Annotated in this window: 16 protein-coding genes; 9 read left to right on the top strand and 7 right to left on the bottom strand. The window is 71.0% G+C overall.

Annotated features, from left to right (window positions below):
- Entirely contained in the window at positions 1-834 is an 834-nt protein-coding gene (locus QN141_01545) for a prephenate dehydrogenase/arogenate dehydrogenase family protein (protein MDR7557156.1), read from the bottom strand.
- Positions 831-1,877 carry a 3-deoxy-7-phosphoheptulonate synthase gene (aroF, locus tag QN141_01540; protein MDR7557155.1) on the bottom strand — a complete coding sequence of 349 codons (1,047 nt, stop codon included), beginning with the start codon at positions 1,875-1,877 and terminating at the stop codon, positions 831-833. Before aroF ends, QN141_01545 begins: the two co-directional genes overlap by 4 nt.
- A gap of 421 nt (positions 1,878-2,298) precedes the next feature.
- On the opposite strand from aroF, the gene QN141_01535 reads away from it, so the two are divergent.
- The 9 genes from QN141_01535 to QN141_01495 all read left to right on the top strand — a co-directional run bounded on the left by QN141_01535 (position 2,299) and on the right by QN141_01495 (position 11,057).
- Complete coding sequence (locus QN141_01535) at positions 2,299-3,156, top strand: dihydrodipicolinate synthase family protein (GenBank protein MDR7557154.1); 858 nt, start codon at positions 2,299-2,301, stop codon at positions 3,154-3,156.
- Between the two features lie 105 nt (positions 3,157-3,261).
- Complete coding sequence (locus QN141_01530; protein ID MDR7557153.1) at positions 3,262-4,065, top strand: IclR family transcriptional regulator; 804 nt, start codon at positions 3,262-3,264, stop codon at positions 4,063-4,065.
- A complete protein-coding gene (locus QN141_01525; protein MDR7557152.1) occupies positions 4,055-5,029 on the top strand; it encodes a sugar kinase in 975 nt (324 codons plus the stop codon). Before QN141_01530 ends, QN141_01525 begins: the two co-directional genes overlap by 11 nt.
- A gap of 72 nt (positions 5,030-5,101) precedes the next feature.
- Positions 5,102-6,415 (top strand): ABC transporter substrate-binding protein, encoded by a 1,314-nt coding sequence (locus QN141_01520; GenBank protein MDR7557151.1) that lies wholly within the window; start codon positions 5,102-5,104, stop codon positions 6,413-6,415.
- Between the two features lie 91 nt (positions 6,416-6,506).
- On the top strand, positions 6,507-7,343 hold the full coding sequence (locus tag QN141_01515; GenBank protein ID MDR7557150.1) for a sugar ABC transporter permease: 837 nt from the start codon (positions 6,507-6,509) through the stop codon (positions 7,341-7,343).
- A gap of 5 nt (positions 7,344-7,348) precedes the next feature.
- Positions 7,349-8,197 carry a carbohydrate ABC transporter permease gene (locus QN141_01510; protein ID MDR7557149.1) on the top strand — a complete coding sequence of 283 codons (849 nt, stop codon included), beginning with the start codon at positions 7,349-7,351 and terminating at the stop codon, positions 8,195-8,197.
- A gap of 16 nt (positions 8,198-8,213) precedes the next feature.
- The gene (locus QN141_01505; protein MDR7557148.1) at positions 8,214-9,263 is read left to right on the top strand and encodes a zinc-binding dehydrogenase; all 1,050 of its coding nucleotides are present in this window, start codon (positions 8,214-8,216) and stop codon (positions 9,261-9,263) included.
- Positions 9,256-10,002: an SDR family NAD(P)-dependent oxidoreductase gene (locus QN141_01500; GenBank protein MDR7557147.1), complete on the top strand. Its 747-nt coding sequence runs from the start codon at positions 9,256-9,258 to the stop codon at positions 10,000-10,002. Before QN141_01505 ends, QN141_01500 begins: the two co-directional genes overlap by 8 nt.
- The gene (locus tag QN141_01495; GenBank protein ID MDR7557146.1) at positions 9,990-11,057 is read left to right on the top strand and encodes an Ldh family oxidoreductase; all 1,068 of its coding nucleotides are present in this window, start codon (positions 9,990-9,992) and stop codon (positions 11,055-11,057) included. Before QN141_01500 ends, QN141_01495 begins: the two co-directional genes overlap by 13 nt.
- A 35-nt stretch (positions 11,058-11,092) precedes the next feature.
- On the opposite strand, the gene QN141_01490 is transcribed toward QN141_01495, so the two are convergent.
- The 5 genes from QN141_01490 to aroH are packed head-to-tail and all read right to left on the bottom strand — an operon-like array spanning position 11,093 to position 16,391.
- Positions 11,093-12,529: a DUF4129 domain-containing protein gene (locus tag QN141_01490; protein MDR7557145.1), complete on the bottom strand. Its 1,437-nt coding sequence runs from the start codon at positions 12,527-12,529 to the stop codon at positions 11,093-11,095.
- A complete protein-coding gene (locus tag QN141_01485) occupies positions 12,526-13,767 on the bottom strand; it encodes a DUF58 domain-containing protein (GenBank protein MDR7557144.1) in 1,242 nt (413 codons plus the stop codon). Before QN141_01485 ends, QN141_01490 begins: the two co-directional genes overlap by 4 nt.
- The gene (locus tag QN141_01480; GenBank protein ID MDR7557143.1) at positions 13,768-14,712 is read right to left on the bottom strand and encodes a MoxR family ATPase; all 945 of its coding nucleotides are present in this window, start codon (positions 14,710-14,712) and stop codon (positions 13,768-13,770) included.
- Positions 14,705-16,006 (bottom strand): 3-phosphoshikimate 1-carboxyvinyltransferase, encoded by a 1,302-nt coding sequence (aroA, locus tag QN141_01475; GenBank protein ID MDR7557142.1) that lies wholly within the window; start codon positions 16,004-16,006, stop codon positions 14,705-14,707. Before aroA ends, QN141_01480 begins: the two co-directional genes overlap by 8 nt.
- A gap of 7 nt (positions 16,007-16,013) precedes the next feature.
- Positions 16,014-16,391 (bottom strand): chorismate mutase, encoded by a 378-nt coding sequence (gene aroH / locus QN141_01470; GenBank protein ID MDR7557141.1) that lies wholly within the window; start codon positions 16,389-16,391, stop codon positions 16,014-16,016.
- Between the last annotated feature and the right edge of the window lie 57 nt (positions 16,392-16,448).

Genomic DNA, 16,448 nt, shown 5'->3' with positions numbered 1-16,448 from the left:
CTAGCCTTCCAGTCCCGCCCGCCGGCGGGCACGCCGCAGCACCGCGGCCAGCGCCTCCCGATCGCCCAGCGCCCGCTCCAGCTCGTCCAGTTCCGTGCGCACCCGGCCCAGCGCCCGCCGGATCGCCGCCGCGTTGCCGGCGCAGATCTGCGTCCACATCTCCACCGGGCTGGCGGCCAGCCGGCTGATCCCACCAAATCCCGGGCCCTGCAGGGGCAGCGCCGCCTCCGAGGCGGCGTTGAGCACGGCCACGGCCAGGAGATAGGGCAGGTGGCTGACCTGAGCGACCAGATCGTCGTGCTCCCGGGCGTCCAGCACCACCGGCCGCATGCCCATCCCGCGGGCCAGGGTCGACACCATCTCCACCGCCTCACGGTCGCCCGCCGCCGTCGGGGTGATGATGAACGGCCGGCCCAGGAGCAACTGGGCGTCGGCGGCCTGCGGGCCGCTGCGCTCGGAGCCCGCCATCGGGTGCCCGCCGACATACCGCACCCGGCGCGGCAGCCTTCGCTCGAGGTCGCTCACGATCGGGGCCTTGATGGACGCCACGTCCGTAATGACCGCCCCCGCGCGCAGCACCTCCGCCGCCCGGACGGCGACCTCGACCACCGCGTCGGGGGGAACGGCCACGACGACGAGGTCCGCTTCGTGCAGGAGGTCGTCGGTGGTCGCCCCTTTGTCCAGGGCGCCCCGCGCCCGCGCGGCCTCCACGGCGCTGGCGTCCACGTCCACGCCCACCACGCGTTCCGCCACCCGGCGCTGCCGGATGGCCAGGCCGAGGGAGGTCCCGATCAGCCCCAGACCGACGATCCCGACGGTGCGGGGACCGATCATGGCGCCCGCACGGCCGCCGGCGTCTGCACCCGACGACCCAGCGCGGCGGCCAGCGGGGTGAGTTCTCTCATCAGCTGGGCAAAGACCTCCGGCGTGAGTTGCTGGGGTCCGTCGCTCAGGGCCTTCTCCGGCTCGGGATGGACCTCGATGATCAGCCCGGCCGCGCCGGCGGCCACGGCCGCCTTGGCCAGCGGCGGAACATAGCGGGCCTTCCCGCTGGCCTGACTGGGATCGACGATCACCGGCAGGTGCGTCAGCTGCCTGAGCACCGGCACGGCGGAGAGGTCGAGGGTGTACCGGGTGTAGTTGTCGAAGCTGCGGATACCGCGCTCGCACAGCACGATGTGGTAGTTCCCCTCGCTCATGATGTACTCGGCGGCCAGGAGCAGTTCTTGGATCGTGGCGCTGGGGCCGCGCTTCAGAAGCACGGGGTGCCGGGCGCGCCCCACCTCGCGCAGCAGGGTGTAGTTCTGCATGTTGCGGGCGCCGATCTGCACCATGTCCGCATACTTGATGACCAGCAGGAGCTGGGCGGCGTCCATCGCCTCGGTGACCACCGGCAGGCCGGTCTCGGCCCGGGCCTCGGCCAGGTACCGCAACCCTTCTTCCTCCAGCCCCTGGAAGGAGTAGGGTGAGGTGCGCGGCTTGAACGCCCCGCCGCGCAGCATCACGGCCCCGGAAGCCTTCACCGCCCGCGCTGTGCGCAGGATCTGCTCCCGGCTCTCCACCGAGCAGGGCCCGGCGATGACCACCACGGAACCGTCCCCGAAGCGCACCCCCTCCACGTCGATAACCGAGTCCTCAGGTTTGAAGTCGCGGCTGACCAGCTTGAAGGGCTGCAGGATCAGGACGACCTTCTCCACACCGGGCGAGGCCTCGAGCGACTGGCGCAGCTGCTCCTTGGTGTGGCTGTCGCCGACGACGCCGATGATCGTGCGCTCGACCCCGGCCGAGATGTGGCTGCCCAACCCGGCGTCCTGGATCTTCCGCACGATGTCGTTGATCTGCTCGCGCGAGGCGTGAGGCTCCATGACGACGATCATCTCGTATCCTCCGCTGTCGCCGGCCGCAAACACAAAACCCCTCACCCCACGATTTGGGGCGAGAGGTTCAGCTCCCGCGGTGCCACCCGGCTTCGAGTCCGACCCGGACCCGCGCTCTCAGGGGACGGAGCCTGGGCTCGATCCCCTTCTCCTGTGATGACGGTGGAGAACTCCGGCGGAGCCTACGACCCGATCAGGGTTCGGTCCGCGCCTTGCGGGCCCATTCCCCGCTCCGTGACTGCCGCCTTCCCACCCCCGGCGGCTCTCTCTGCAGTCCGTGCGAGCGGGTACTCCTCCCGTTCATCGGCCGTATGCGGCTTGTGTAAGCGCTATTATAGCACAGGCGTCAAGGCCGGCCTCCTGCCCACGGCCCTGCGCCTCGGCCAGGGACACCGCCCCGGGCGGCGAACCCATACCGTGCATGGCCTCGATGCTCGGCGGCGTCTACGTTGCCTCCGTGACCCCCTTCACGGCCTCCGGGGCGATCGACCTCGCCGCGCTGGCCGGACACGGCGAATGGCTGGCTTCCCATGGGGTCGAGGGGATCGTCTTTTTCGGGACGAACGGCGAGGGTCCCTCGATCGCCCTAACTGAGAAACGGCGCGCCCTGGAACACCTCTTCGCCCGCGGGCTGCGCTGCCAGATCGTCCCCGCGGTCATGGAGGGAAACCTGCCGGAAACGCTGGAACTGGTCGGCGCCATCGCGGAGATGCCGGCCGCCGCGGTGCTCGTCCTGCCGCCGTACTACTTCAAGCCGCCCTCCGCGGACGGGCTGCGCCGCTTCTTCGAGCCGGTCCTCGCTGCGGCGAGGCAGCCGGTGATTCTGTACCACGTCCCCAAGTACGCCGTGCCCGTCCCTCCCGGGCTCGTCGCTTCCCTCGACGTCTGGGGGGTCAAAGACTCGGGCGGCGAGCAGGGGTACGCGGAAGCGGTCCGCGCCGCGGGGAAGCAGGTGCTGATCGGCACTGAAGACGACCTGTGGACCCGTCTCACGGCGGGCGCGGCGGGGATGATCTCGGCGCTGGCCAATGCCGTCCCGGAGCGCATCGTGGAGATTTACGCCCTGGCGCAGCGCGGGGACGCCGAGGCCGGGATCTCCCTGTCCGCGCGCCTCCAGCAGATCCGGGCCATGACGAAGGAGTATGCCGCGCCGGCCGTCCTCAAACGCCTGGCCGAGGCCCGCCACGGACGGCCCATGGGCTCGGTGCGCCCGCCGCTGCTGCCCGCCCCGGAGGACTACGACCCCCGGCCCATCCTGCAGCTCGCCGGCCTGGCCTGAGACGCCCCACGGTCGGTAGGACTACCGCCGCCTCGGGGGCCTCGCCGGATTCGGCCGGATCTGTTATTATCAAGATAAGGACAAATTGTCCGAAATACGGACACCATGAGACCGCGCACCGCCCGGACGCCGACCCCGGTCCACTCCGTTCAGCGCGTCATTGCGCTGCTCACCGCGCTGGGCCGGGCCGGGCGGCCTCTGAGCGTGACCCAGCTCAGTGCTGAGGTCGGCCTCCCCCGACCCACGATCTACCGCCTGATGCAGACCCTCACCCTGCAGGGCATGACGGCGCTCACCGACGGGGGATATGTCATCGGACCCAGGATTCTGTGGCTGGCCGGGCAGCGGCTCGAGCAGCTGGAGCTCCGCGCGGCCGGCCGAAGCGTCCTGCTCGACCTGCGCGACCGCACCGGCGAGACGGCGCACCTGGCCGTACTGGAGCAGGGGCAGGTGGTCTACATCGACAAGGTGGAGTCGCCCGGTCCGATGCGCATGGCCTCGGCGATCGGCAAGATCATGCCCGCGCACAGCACGGCGCTGGGGAAGGCGATGCTGGCGCACCTTCCCGTCGATGAGGTGAACCGCATCCTGGACGCGGTGGGGATGCCGCGCCGCACGCCCAACACCATCACCGACCGCGGGCGGCTCTTCGCCGAGCTGGCCACCGTTCGCGCCCGCGGCTTCTCGGTGGACAACATCGAGAACGAGGACGGCATCCGGTGCGTGGGCGCGCCCATCTTCGACCATCGCCGGCAGGTGGTGGGAGCGATCAGTCTTTCCGGGCCGGCCAGCCGGATCACCCTGGAGCGGGTGCGGCGGCTGGGCCCGGAGGTGCGCCGGGCGGCCGAGCAGGTGTCACGCGCGCTGGGCTGGACACAGCATGCCACGGAGACGCACGGTGGGCGGTAACAGCGTCCCGGCCGTGGTGGCGCTGGGCGAACCGATGGTCGAGTTCGCCGCCGAACAGCGGGGCGGGCTGGCCGAGGCGCGCACCTTCCGCCGCGGATTCGGCGGGGACACGGCCAACTTCATCGTGGCCGTGGCGCGGATGGGCGTACCCTGCGGATATGTGACGCGGGTGGGAGGAGACGAGTTCGGCCGGGCCTTCCTGGCCCTGTGGGATCGGGAAGGCGTGGACCGCAGCCGCGTCATCGTCGAGCCCGAAGGGATCACGGGCGTGTACTTCATTTCCCTGCTGGAGGCGGGACTCCACGAGTTCACCTACTACCGGTCCGGATCGCCGGCCTCGCGGCTGCGCCCGGAGGATCTCGACGAATCCTACCTGGCCGGAGCCCGGGTGTTCCACACCTCGGGGATCACCCAGGCGATCTCCGCCTCGGCGCGGGAGACGGTTGAAGCCGCGCTGACCATCGTCGGGCGCTCCGGCGGAACCATCAGTTACGACGCCAACGTGCGCCCGCGTCTGTGGCCCCTGGACACGGCGCGGCAGGTGGTGACGCAGACCTTTTCCCGCGCCCATCTCGTGTTCGTCAGCGACGAAGACGCCGCGCTGCTCTATCCGGGTCTGCCCGCCGAAGGCGTGGTGGACAGGATCCTGGCTCTCGGACCGCGCCTCGTCCTGCTGAAGCGCGGGGCCAGGGGGTGTCTGGTGGCTACGGCGGAAGGGGAGCGGTACCCGCTGTCGGCGTGGCCCGTGGACGTCGTCGATACCACCGGGGCGGGCGACGCCTTCGCCGGCGTCTTCGTCGCGGCCTGGCTCTCCGGCGCTGGCGTGCCGGAAGCCGCCCGGCTGGCGAATGCGGCCGGGGCGCTGGCGACCACGGGCCTCGGCGCCGTCGCCTCTATCCCCACGCGGGGACAGATCATCGAGTTCCTCGGCACGCATCAGGCCACAGTGAGCGAGCGAGCGTAGATCGCGAAGCGGGCGATCGGGGAGATGGCGTATAGGACGAGGCGGACAACAACGCGGCGGGAGGTGGCAGGGATGAGCAGACAGGGGACGGTGGCACGCAGCGTGCTGGGCCTGGCCCTGACGGCCGCCCTGGTCTTCGGGGGACTGGTCCCGGCGCGGTCCCAGGAAGTGGTCACGCTGCGCTTCTCCAACTGGCATCTCGTCGAGACCGTGTGGGGACGATCCCTCCGTGAGGCCATCAACATCTTCGAGAGCCGGAATCCCGGGATCAAGATCGTTCCCGAACCCATCTCGTACGCCGAAAAGGAGGCGCGCTACCAGACCGAGTGCGCCGCCCGGCGCATGCCGGATGTGGTGAAGCTCCACAACTTCTCGCTGACCATGTTCTTCGAGATGGGGTGCGCGGCCGACCTGACGCCCTTCATCCAGAAGGAGGGACCGAACTTTCTCAAGGCCTGGTACGACACGCCGATCAAGGTCATGACCTACAAGGGCAAGATCATGGCCATGCCCGGAGACTTCATGTCCATGGTCCTGATCTACAACCGGGAGATGTTCCGAGCGGCCGGGCTGGACCCCGATCGTCCGCCCAGGAACTGGACCGAATTTCTGGACTATGCTCGGCGGCTGACCCGCGACACCGACGGGGACGGCCGCGTCGACCAGTGGGGCTTCAGCATCCCCGCCTCCAGGAACCCGGGGCTGCCGCTGCGCATCACCCCCGTCGTCTGGAGCTTCGGCGCCGATTTCATCACCCCGGACGGCCGGGCGTCGGCGATGAACACGCCGGAGTTCCGCGCGGCCTTCACCTACATCGTCGAACTGGCCACCGTGCACAAGGTCGTCCCGCCCGGCGTGACCACCTTCGGGCCCGGCGATGTCCGCACCCAGATGGCCTCCGGGAAAGTGGCGATGAAGATCGGCTCGGGCTGGTCCTATCCCATCATCAATGACCTCAACCCGAAGATGAACGCCTACGCCACGCTGGAGGCGGCGCCGGTGCCGGTGGGAAAGGTCCGGATCACCGCGGCCTGGCAGTCCGGCTGGATCATGAGCCCCTTCACCAGGCACCCGGAGGCGGCCTGGAAGTTCATCAAGTTCCTCAGCAGCAAGGAGATGGACAAAAAGTTCTTCGAGGACAACCGCGTGATCTCGTCCCGCAAGGACGTGAACGCGCTGCCCATGGTCCGCACCGACAAATTCTCGCGGGTCATCGTCGGCGAACTGGCCCACGCCCGGCTCGAGCCGATGATCAAGGAGTGGCCCGAGATCTTCGACGCCTTCACCACGGCGCTCCACGAGGCCATCGCCGGCGCCAAGACACCGGACCGGGCGCTGGCCGATGCCCATGCCCGGGTCAACGCCATCCTGGCGCGCAGTCGCTGACGCCGTTTCCGGGGACTCCGCCCGCCGGGGTCCCCGGGCGGTCCCGCGGACGGGGCCGGGGATCCGCCCGCCCCTCCTGCGGGACCGTCACATGGGCTATCTCTTCGTCGCCCCCGCGCTGCTGCTGCTCCTGGCCGTCCTGGCGTACCCCGCCCTGCGCAGCCTGCGCCTCAGCCTCTCGGCGGGCCGCGGGTCTTCGGGCTATACGCTGGTCCAATACGCCGACCTCCTGCGTTCCGACGTCTTCCGGCAGGTCCTGGCCAACACGGCGATCTTCGTCGTGGCCAGCGTCGCCCTGCACCTGCTCCTGGGATTGGCCGTGGCGCTGGCGTTGAACCGGCCGCTCTTCGGGCGGACGGCCTTTCGGGTGATGGCGCTGCTGCCCTGGGTGGTCCCGGACGTCGTGGCCGGCATCGTCTGGAAGTGGATCCTCAACCCCTTGTACGGACTCATGAACGACCTGCTCTTCCGGGCGGGCCTCATTGCCGCGCCGGTGGAGTGGCTGACCTCGCCGCGCCTGGTGCTGCCCGCGGTCGTGCTGGCCAACGTCTGGCGCGGCTTCCCCTTCGTCATGATCATCCTCCTGGCCGGCCTGCAGAGCATCCCCATCGAACTGTACGAGGCCGCGGCCATCGACGGGGCCGGCACCCTGCAGCGCTTCCGCCACGTCACGCTGCCCGGGCTGCGCAAGGTCCTGATCGTGGCCCTGGCCCTGGACACCATCTGGGAGGTCCGCCGGTTCGGCCTGATTCAGGCTATGACCGCGGGAGGACCGGGGATCATGAGCGAGGTCCTCTCCACGCAGGTCTTCAAGCAGTACTTCCAGTTCTTCCGGTTCGAGTACGCCTCGGCGATGGCCATCGCCATGACGGGCCTGCTGCTGCTCGTCTCGCTGCCCTATGTGCGGATGATCGTCCGGCAGGAGTGACGGCGATGGAAGCCTCGTTGATCTACAGCCGCTCGCGCCTGGTGGCCGCCCTGGTCTACCTCGGGCTGGGGCTGGTGGGCGTCTTCGTTCTCTTCCCCTTTCTCTGGATGGTCCTGACCTCGTTGAAGCCGGAGATCGAGGCGCTGCGCGTGCCGGTGACCTGGCTGCCCGAGACGCCGACGGTGGAAGCCTACGTGGTGATGTGGCTGCGCAAGCACTACGCCATCTACTTCCTCAACAGCACCGTCGTCTCGCTGTCCACGGCGGTGATCTCCACCTTCGTCGGCGCCCTGGCCGCCTACGGGTTCTCCCGCTTCCCCCTGGCGGCGAAGGGCACGCTCATGGGGTTCGTCCTCACCACCCAGATGCTCCCGGGGGTGCTCCTGGTGGGCCCCTACTTCCAGATCCTCTCCCGCCTGGGACTCTATGACACCCGCACGGGACTGATCATCGCCTTCCTCACCATCTGCCTGCCCTTTGCCATCTGGATGCTCAAGGGGTTCATCGACGGCATCCCCACCGAACTGGACGAGGCGGCGATCGTGGACGGGGCGGGCCGCTTCACCGTCTTCTTCCGGGTCGTCTTCCCGTTGATCCGGCCCGGGATGGTGGCGACGATGCTCTTCGCCTTCCTGCTGGCCTGGGGCGACCTGCTCTGGGTCCAGACGCTGACCAGCAGCGAGGCGATGGTCACCGTGACCCTGGCCATCGCCCGGACCGTCCAGGAGTTCTTCGTGAAGTGGCCGGAGTTGATGGCCGGCGCCCTGATGGGAGGCATCCCCGGCGTCGTCTTCTACCTGCTCCTGCAGCGCTGGCTGGTCCAGGGCCTCACGGCCGGGGCGATCAAACAGTGAGCGAGGAGGGCCGGTCATGCTGGGCGTGATGAAGGTGGGCCGCGGGCCCGGGCTGGTGGAGATCCGCGAGGTGCCCGAGCCGGTCCCCGAGCCGGGGGAGGTGCTCATCGAGGTGGCGGCCGCGGCGATCTGCGGCAGCGACCTGCACATCTACCGCGACGAGCACCCCTACTGGCCCCCGGTGGTGCTCGGCCACGAGTTCGCGGGAACCGTCGCGGCGGTCGGGTCGGGCGTGACCGGGTATGCTGTCGGCGACCGGGTGGTCTCGGAAACCAGCACCGGCAGCTGCGGCGTGTGCTACCTGTGCCGCACGGGCAACCGCCACATCTGCCCCCACAAGCGCCCGCCGGGCATCGGGCGGGACGGCGCATTCGCGAAGTATGTGCGGATGCCCGCCGACCTCCTGCACCGGATCCCGGAGGGCGTCGGCTTCGAGGAAGCCGCCCTGGCCGAGCCCATTGCCATCGCCGTGCACGCCGTCCTCGAGCGCGCCGCCGTGCGGCCCGGAGAGCGGGTGCTGATCACGGGACCCGGACCGATCGGCCTACTCTGCCTGGAGGTGGCACGCGCCGCAGGGGCGGGGATGGTGATCGTAACCGGCGCCGGCCGCGACGGCGCGCTGCGGCTGCCCACGGCCCGCCGGCTCGGGGCGGATCTCGCCGTCAACGTGGCCGAGGAGGACCTCACCGCGCGGGTTATGGAGGCCACGGGCGGGGAGGGCGTCGATGTCGCCATCGAGACCTCCGGCGCGCCGCCGGCCCTGGCCTCGCTTCCGGCGCTGGTCCGCCGGCTGGGCCGCATCTGCCAGGTCGGGATCACCGGGCGTCCCGAGGTGGCCTTCCCGGCCGACACCGCGCTCTTCCGAGGGATCGACCTCTCCTTCTCCTTCAGCAGCCGCCACTCCAGTTGGGTCACGGGGCTGCGGCTGCTGGGCGCGGGCCGGCTCTCCGTGGGCCCGTTGCTGAGCCTGCAGCTGCCGCTGCGCCGGTGGCGGGAGGCGTTCGAGGCGCAGGAAGAGGGCCGCGCCATCAAGGCGCTGCTCGTTCCGGGGAAGACCGATGGCTGAGCGGCCGCGCACCGCGCTGGTCACCGGGGCCGGCCGCGGGATCGGGCTGGCCATCGCCCGCCGGCTGGCGCGGGGCGGCGCCCGGGTGGCCGTCAACGACGTCAGTGACGACCTCGTCCGCCGGGCCGTGGAGCAGATCGTCGCCGAGGAAGGCACGGCGATGGGCGTCCCCTGCGACGTCACCGACTGGGAGGCCGTCAGCGCCATGTGCGCGGCGGTCAAGGAGCGGTTCGGCGCGCTGGAGATCCTGGTGAACAACGCCGGCATCATCCGCCGGGGGACGCTGGAGACGATGACGCTGGAGGACTGGCACCAGGTCCTTGCCGTCAACCTGACGGGCACCTTCTACTGTTGCCGCGCCGCGGTGCCCTACCTGAAGGCCGCGGGCTGGGGCCGCATCGTGAATGTGGCGTCGATCACCGGCAAGACCGGGGACCTGGCATCGGCGCCGGGGTACGCTTCGTCCAAAGCGGGGATACTGGCGCTGACAAAGACGCTGGCCCGGGAACTCGCCCCCTGGGGGATCACCGTCAACGCGGTCGCCCCGCACGCCATTGAGACGGAGATGAGCGCGCAGTGGACTCCCGAGAAACGGGCCGCGGTCTTGGCCGGGATCCCGCTGGGCCGCCTGGGGACCCCCGAGGAGGTGGCCGAGGCCGTGGCCTTCCTGGTCTCGGAGGGCGCGGGATTCATCACCGGCGAGACCCTGGACATCAACGGCGGCGCATGGATGGACTGACCCGCTACGCGGCATCCGACCTGCACGCCTTCGTCGTCCGGGCCCTGACGACGGCGGGCGCGACCCCCGACGACGCCCGGCTGGTCGCCGACGGCCTGGTCGCGGCCGACCTGCGGGGGGTGCACTCCCACGGCGTCGTGCGCACGGCGATCTACGTGCGCCGCCTGCAGCACGGATCCATCAACCCTTCCGCCGTGCTGTCGGTCGTGCGGGACGCGGGCCCCGTGGTGGTGGTCGACGCGCAGGGCGGGTTCGGGATCGCCATGGCCACCCGGGCCATGGATCTGGCCATCGCCCGGGCAAGGGAGCACGGCGTCGCGTTCGTCGGCGTACGCAACAGCAACCACTGCGGGATGCTGGCTCACCTGGCGATGCGGGCCAGCGCCCAGGGGCTGATCGGCCTGGCGCTGAGCAATGCGGACGCCCAGGTCGCCCCCTGGGGGGCCCGCGCGAAGTACCTGGGGACCAACCCGATGGCCATCGCGGTGCCCGCGGGCGCGGAGCCGCCCATCGTCCTGGACATGGCCACCAGCATCGTCCCCCACCAGCGGATCAAGACGGCGGCGGCCCGGGGCGAGCCCATCCCCCAAGGGTGGGGGATCGACCGCGAAGGGCGCCCCGCGACCGATCCCCGCCAGGTGCTGAACGGCGGCGCAATCCTCCCCTTCGGCGGGCCCAAGGGGTCCGGGCTCTCCCTGATGATCGACATCCTGGCCGGTCTGCTCCCCGGTGCCGCTTCCGGGCCGGAGATCATCCCGCTCTACGAGCACCTCGATCGGGTCCAGGGCGTCGGCCACCTGCTGGCCGCGATCTCGCCGGCCTCCTTCGGCCCTCAGGAAGATTTCGTGCGCCGGGTGGCCCGCCTGGCGCAGGAGGTCCGGGCCCTTCCGCCCATGGAAGGCGCCGAGCGGGTCTACCTGCCGGGAGAGATCGAGCATCGTCGGGCGCTCGAGTACGCGGAACGCGGGATCCCCCTCCCCGCCGAAACAGAGGTCGCACTGAGCAGTCTCGCCGCCGACCTGGGAATCCCGGCCCCCGCCGGGATGCGGGGGTAAGGCCGGATCGCACCCCCGAGCACCGCCGGTGGGGCCTACTCCTCCCCTCCGCCCGAGATTGATGACGCGTTCCGCACGCGCTCCAGCGCATCCCGCGCCTCTTCCACCTCCTGGTCGGAGGGCAAAGAGGGGGAATACCGCGCGCGCACATACGCCTCCGTGAGAAAGGCGATCTCCGTCGCGGTGGACGGGAGCGCGGCGCGCAATCGCGGCCGGTATTCGTAGGGGGTTTCCGCCGGGTTCCGCGGCGTGCCCAGCCCGCGACCGATCCGCAGCAGTTCCCGATAGATCGTGCGGAGCGCCCCCACCGCCGGATGGTCGGCTTCTCCCGCCACGGCGTGCCGTCGCTCCCACAGCGAGCGCCACGCCCTGCCCATCCCCGCCAGCACGGCGCGGGCATCCCACACCGACTCCCGCTCGTCCTCGTCGGCCCGGCGCGGCCGACGCCGCGCCCGGACGATGGCCACGGCCACCAGCGCGATGAGCGCGACGATAACCAGGAAGACCACTCCCCAGCGGGCGCCGCTCACGACCCGGGGCGGCAGTTCCCGCAACAGCGCGGAGAGGGGTTGCTGCAGCGTCCCCTGGGGATCGAACCGCACAGGACGCCACGGCAGGCGGGAGAGCACGAAGATGATCACCTTGGCCACGACGAGCGCCACGGCGAAGAGGGTGAGGAAGAGGACCTCGACCACCGGCGCCAGCGGGCGCAGCCAGGAGAGCACCACCGGGCGGAACCGGACGTTGAGCAGCCCTGAGAGCAAGGCGGCCCCGGAAAGGATCATCCCCACAACGCCGACCAGCAGCAGCAGCCAGTGGCGGTTCGCGGCCAGAGCCTGGGCGGCCTCGGCCTGGTTTTCCCGCCAGATCTCCAGCAGCCGTGTCACGGCGAGCAGCACCAGCCCGCAGGAGAAGAACCCCAACAGGTAGCCGGGGGCGGAGGCGGCCGGGACGAACCCGCGGGCGTCCCCGTAGATGACGAAGAGGATGACAAACGTCACCGTCCAGCCCACGCCGCGGCGGAAGGCGCGCTCCACCTCGAAATGCGTGAACTCCCGCTCGCCCAGCACGATCCCCCGCCACCACAGCAGCGTGGCCAGGAGCGCCCCCATCACCGGAGGGAGGATCACGGGGAGGGCGTCGTGGGCCGCCTGGAGCAGTGTCGCCACCCAGCGCAGATCGTACACGGGCGCCGCGGGGTAGTGGGCCATCTTCACCGCGCCCAGCCCGAACACCAGTCCCGTCCCCACGACGACGGCCCGCACGGTGGCCAGGGCCCAGGGGCGTCCCGAGACCAGGCGCACCGCCACGAACCCCCCGGCCAGCAGGAGGAGCGCGGCCCCCGGGGGAAGCAGCGGCGCGGAGGCCGGACCGTAGAATCCGCCGGTGGCCAGCAAGACCCACGGATACAGCCAGCAGAACTCGATCACCACGAGGCCGAGGGCCAGCAGCTCCCGCAGGAGGACCGTCACGGCGCGACACCTGCAGGGCGCAGCGCGAGGCCTTCCAGCGCCCGCCAGCCCCGGTCCGATCGCACCCGGTAGGTGGGAACTGGCTCGGCGATGGGCTCGGCCTCTTCGCCCACGAGCACAAGCACGGGAGTGTGTCCGGCCTCCAGCAGCCGCGCCACGCCGGACCTGAGCGCCGCATCGGTCACCGCAGTGACCACGACCGCCGTGGTGCCCCAGGGCAGTCCCGGCGCCTCCAGCTGCATCAGATCGCCGACCGGCATCACGGGCGTGGGGAACACCTTGGCCAGCGCCTCCAGCATCGTCGCCAGGTGCGCGCTCCCCGAGGCGGGAGGGATCCGGATCCAGCGCAGCCCGTGGGGCAGGTAGCCGTTGGCGTAGAGACCCACCAGATGCCCCTGCCCGATGGCCCAGCTGGTGATGGAGGCCGCGGTGAGGATGTTCAACTCGAGCAGGGCGCGCACGAACCCGCGGTACTCGGCGAACCGGCCCAGCGTGTCGAGGTTCAGGAAGACGGCGAAGCGATGGCTCGTCGTCGGCTCGTAGAGCTTGCTCTGCAGCCCGCCCGATTTCGCCGTCGCCTTCCAGTGGATGCGGCGGAGGGGGTCGGTGGGCTGGTACCCCCGGGCGCCGACGATGCGGGTGGGATCCTCCAGGAGGGGGCGCCGCGTGGCCAGATCGCCGATGGGATGGAGGGCGGGCAACCCCAACGCCTCGAGGGGGACGACCTTGGGATAGACCAGCAGGTAGTCGGTATGCTCCAGATCCATCCCGCGGACCGTGAAGCCGAAGACGTCGCCCGAGCGCACCCGGGCCGGCCCCAGAGGAAAGTATCCGCGCGCGGCGCAGCGGACCGTGAAGTGCCGCCGCACCCGCTCGTACCATCGCACGCTGAAGAGGTTGACCAGGTGCTGTCGGCGCTGCCGCACGCTGGGGATGACGCGTCCCCTGAGGAGCTCGAGCTCGACCGGCAGCTCGTCGATCACCTCCAGCCAGGCCAGGGGCAAGATCTTGCGGTTCGTCACCTCCATCGTGAAGGTCACGGTCTCGCCGTAGAAGGCGCGGCGCGGGGTGAAGCTGCGGCGATACTCGACGCGGGCCAGGCAGAACCGGTCCCACAGGTACGAGGCGCCGGCGCTGCAGAGGACCACCGCCCCCAGCAGAAAGGCGAAGCCGTGGCGCGCCGCCAGCCCGATGGCGATGAGCATCCAGCCGACCAGCAGCCAGCCCTGGGTGTACATCTACTCCGCTTCGACCGGGGCCGGGACGGACCGCAGGATCTCCTGGGCGATCTCCCGGGCGCCGCGCTCACGCAGCCGGGCCTGCGCCGTCGTGATCAGGCGGTGGGGGAGGACCACCGGCACGAGTTCTTTCACGTCGTCCGGCAGGACGTGCGTCCGCCCGCGGATCGCGGCCAGGGCCTGGGCGGCGCGGTACAACCCGAGGCTGCCGCGGGGGCTGGCCCCCAGTTCGATCTCCGGATGCGCCCGCGTGGCGCGGACGATGGCCACGATGTACTCCTCCACCGCCGGGCTGACGTGGACCGCGCGCACCTGCTGCTGGAGAGCGACCAGCTCGTCGGCGCTGGTCACGGGCTGCAGGTCGTGGAGCGGGTTGTGGGTGCGGAAGCGCCGCAGGATCTCCACCTCATCCGCCGCGGAGGGGTACCCGACCGGTAGCTGCATGAGAAACCTGTCCAGCTGCGCCTCGGGCAGGGGGAAGGTGCCCTGCAGCTCGATGGGGTTCTGCGTGGCGATGACCATGAAGGGACGGTTCAGCGGCACCGTGCCGGTCTCCAGGGTGACCTGCCGCTCCTCCATGCACTCCAGCAGCGCGGCCTGGGTGCGCGGGGTGGCGCGGTTGATCTCGTCGGCCAGCAGGATGTTGGTGAACACCGGCCCGGGGCGGAACTCGAACTGCTGGGTCTTCTGGTTGAAGAAGTGCACGCCGGTGATGTCCCCCGGCAGCAGGTCGGGCGTGCACTGCAGCCGGCGGAAGGTGCAGCCCAGGGTGCGGGCCAGCGACTTCGCCAGCATGGTCTTGCCGATGCCCGGCACGTCCTCGATCAGGAGGTGGCCTTCGCAGAGCAGCGCGGCCAGCGCCAGTTCGATGACCTGTTCCTTGCCGACGATGACGCGGCCGATGCCGGCGCACATCGCCCGGGCTACGGCCGCGACGCTACCCATCCTCCGCCGCACCCAGCGCGGCAGTCTTCCCGCCCAGCTGGTCGAGGGTGTCGAAAAACCCCGGGAAGGAGACGGCCACCGCCTCTGCCCCGCGCACCGTCACCGGCGCATCGGCGAACAGCCCGGCCACGACGAAGGCCATGGCGAGGCGGTGATCTCCCGCGGCGTCCACCACGCCGCCCCGCAGCCCGCCGCCGCGGATCTCGATCCCGTCGGGGCGCTCCTTCACCGCCACGCCCAGCGCCCGCAGCCCGGCGGCGATCACGGCGATGCGGTCGGACTCCTTGGCCCGCAGCTCCGCCGCGTCGCGGATCACGGTCTTGCCTTCCGCGGCCGCCGCCACCACGCAGAGCACCGGCAGCTCGTCGATGACCCGCGGGATGATCGGTCCGCGGATCGTCACCCCGCGCAGCCGCCCGCCGCGCACGGTGACGGCGGCGGTCGGCTCGCCCCCCACGTCGCGGGGCGACGTCTGCTCGACCGCCGCGCCCATCTGCTCCAGAATCTCCAGCACGCCGGTCCGCGTCGGGTTCACGCCGACATCTTCGACCGTGACCTTCGAGCCGGCCCGGGCCGCGGCGGCCAGAAAGAAGGCGGCCGAGGAGATGTCCCCGGGGACCGTCACCTCGCATCCGACAGGCAGGCCGGGAGGGAGGACGATGCGCCGGCCGTCCCGGCGGATCGGGACGCCGAACCGGGCCAGCATGCGCTCGGTGTGGTCCCGCGTGGGCACCGGCTCGACGACCACCGTCTCGCTCTCGGCGAGCAGCCCGGCCAGCAGGACGGCCGATTTGACCTGGGCGCTGGGCACCGGCAGTTCGTAGGTGATGCCGCGCAGCCGGGCCCCCGTGATGCGCAGGGGAGGGTAACGCCCGTCCCGCAGGCCGACGTACGCGCCCATCTTCCGGAGCGGTTCGGCGATGCGGTCCATCGGGCGCCGGCGCAGCGACGCGTCGCCGTCGAGCACCACGGCGATGGGCTGGGCCGCAGCGACACCGGCCAGCAGCCGCATCGTGGTGCCGGAGTTGCCGGCGTCCAGCGCGCGGTCCGGCTCCCGGAGCCGTCCCGCGGCGCCATGGACCACCAGGTGCGCTCCGTCCTCCTCGATGGTCACCCCCAGCTCCCGCAGACACTCCAGCGTCCGCAGGCAGTCCTCGGCCCGCAGAAAGTTCCGGATGGTCGTGGTCCCGGAGGCCAGCGCGCCCAGGATCGCGGCGCGGTGGGAGATCGACTTGTCGCCGGGGACGCGCACGGTCCCCGCCAGACGCGCGGCCGGGGCGACGACGACGTCCATCGCCGGGCTAGACCCGCCGCTCCTTGAGGTCGGGCCGCAGCCGCGCCGCGCCGCGCAGGTACACGTGCACGACCTCTTCCTGGGAGCGCGGGGTGTTCCAGAGCATCAGCACGCGAATGCAGCGGGGCACGGCGCGGGGGTCCGACACGGCCATCTCCGTGGCCGAGAGCAGCGGCACCAGGTTCCACCGCAGCCGGCGCGCCGCCTCGGCGGGGAAGGCCGCGGTGAGATCCTGCGTCGCCGTGAAGATGATGGCCGCGATCTCGTCGGACTCCACGCCGTTGGCGTCGGCCATCTGCCGCAGCAGTTCCTCCGTCGCCTCGAGGATCGCCTCCTCCTCGTCGGCGGCGCAGGTCGTCGCCCCTCGGATCCCGCGAATGTGCATGGGACTAGCGCACCTCGACCGCGTCGCGACCGATGGGCGTCGGCTCGAAATCAGTCC

This window comes from Armatimonadota bacterium (genome assembly GCA_031459765.1).
GTDB lineage: Bacteria > Sysuimicrobiota > Sysuimicrobiia > Sysuimicrobiales > Kaftiobacteriaceae > Kaftiobacterium > Kaftiobacterium secundum.
This window is presented reverse-complemented; position numbering and strand designations above follow the sequence as displayed.

Coding starts and splice junctions, on each gene's coding strand:
- QN141_01500 (MDR7557147.1), top strand. CDS start 9,256: ATGGCTGAGCGGCCGCGCACCGCGCTGGTCACCGGGGCCGGCCGCGGG.
- aroH (MDR7557141.1), bottom strand. CDS start 16,391: ATGCACATTCGCGGGATCCGAGGGGCGACGACCTGCGCCGCCGACGAG.
- aroA (MDR7557142.1), bottom strand. CDS start 16,006: ATGGACGTCGTCGTCGCCCCGGCCGCGCGTCTGGCGGGGACCGTGCGC.
- QN141_01520 (MDR7557151.1), top strand. CDS start 5,102: ATGAGCAGACAGGGGACGGTGGCACGCAGCGTGCTGGGCCTGGCCCTG.
- QN141_01495 (MDR7557146.1), top strand. CDS start 9,990: ATGGATGGACTGACCCGCTACGCGGCATCCGACCTGCACGCCTTCGTC.
- QN141_01510 (MDR7557149.1), top strand. CDS start 7,349: ATGGAAGCCTCGTTGATCTACAGCCGCTCGCGCCTGGTGGCCGCCCTG.
- QN141_01505 (MDR7557148.1), top strand. CDS start 8,214: ATGCTGGGCGTGATGAAGGTGGGCCGCGGGCCCGGGCTGGTGGAGATC.
- QN141_01530 (MDR7557153.1), top strand. CDS start 3,262: ATGAGACCGCGCACCGCCCGGACGCCGACCCCGGTCCACTCCGTTCAG.
- QN141_01545 (MDR7557156.1), bottom strand. CDS start 834: ATGATCGGTCCCCGCACCGTCGGGATCGTCGGTCTGGGGCTGATCGGG.
- QN141_01515 (MDR7557150.1), top strand. CDS start 6,507: ATGGGCTATCTCTTCGTCGCCCCCGCGCTGCTGCTGCTCCTGGCCGTC.
- QN141_01485 (MDR7557144.1), bottom strand. CDS start 13,767: ATGTACACCCAGGGCTGGCTGCTGGTCGGCTGGATGCTCATCGCCATC.
- QN141_01480 (MDR7557143.1), bottom strand. CDS start 14,712: ATGGGTAGCGTCGCGGCCGTAGCCCGGGCGATGTGCGCCGGCATCGGC.
- QN141_01535 (MDR7557154.1), top strand. CDS start 2,299: ATGGCCTCGATGCTCGGCGGCGTCTACGTTGCCTCCGTGACCCCCTTC.
- aroF (MDR7557155.1), bottom strand. CDS start 1,877: ATGATCGTCGTCATGGAGCCTCACGCCTCGCGCGAGCAGATCAACGAC.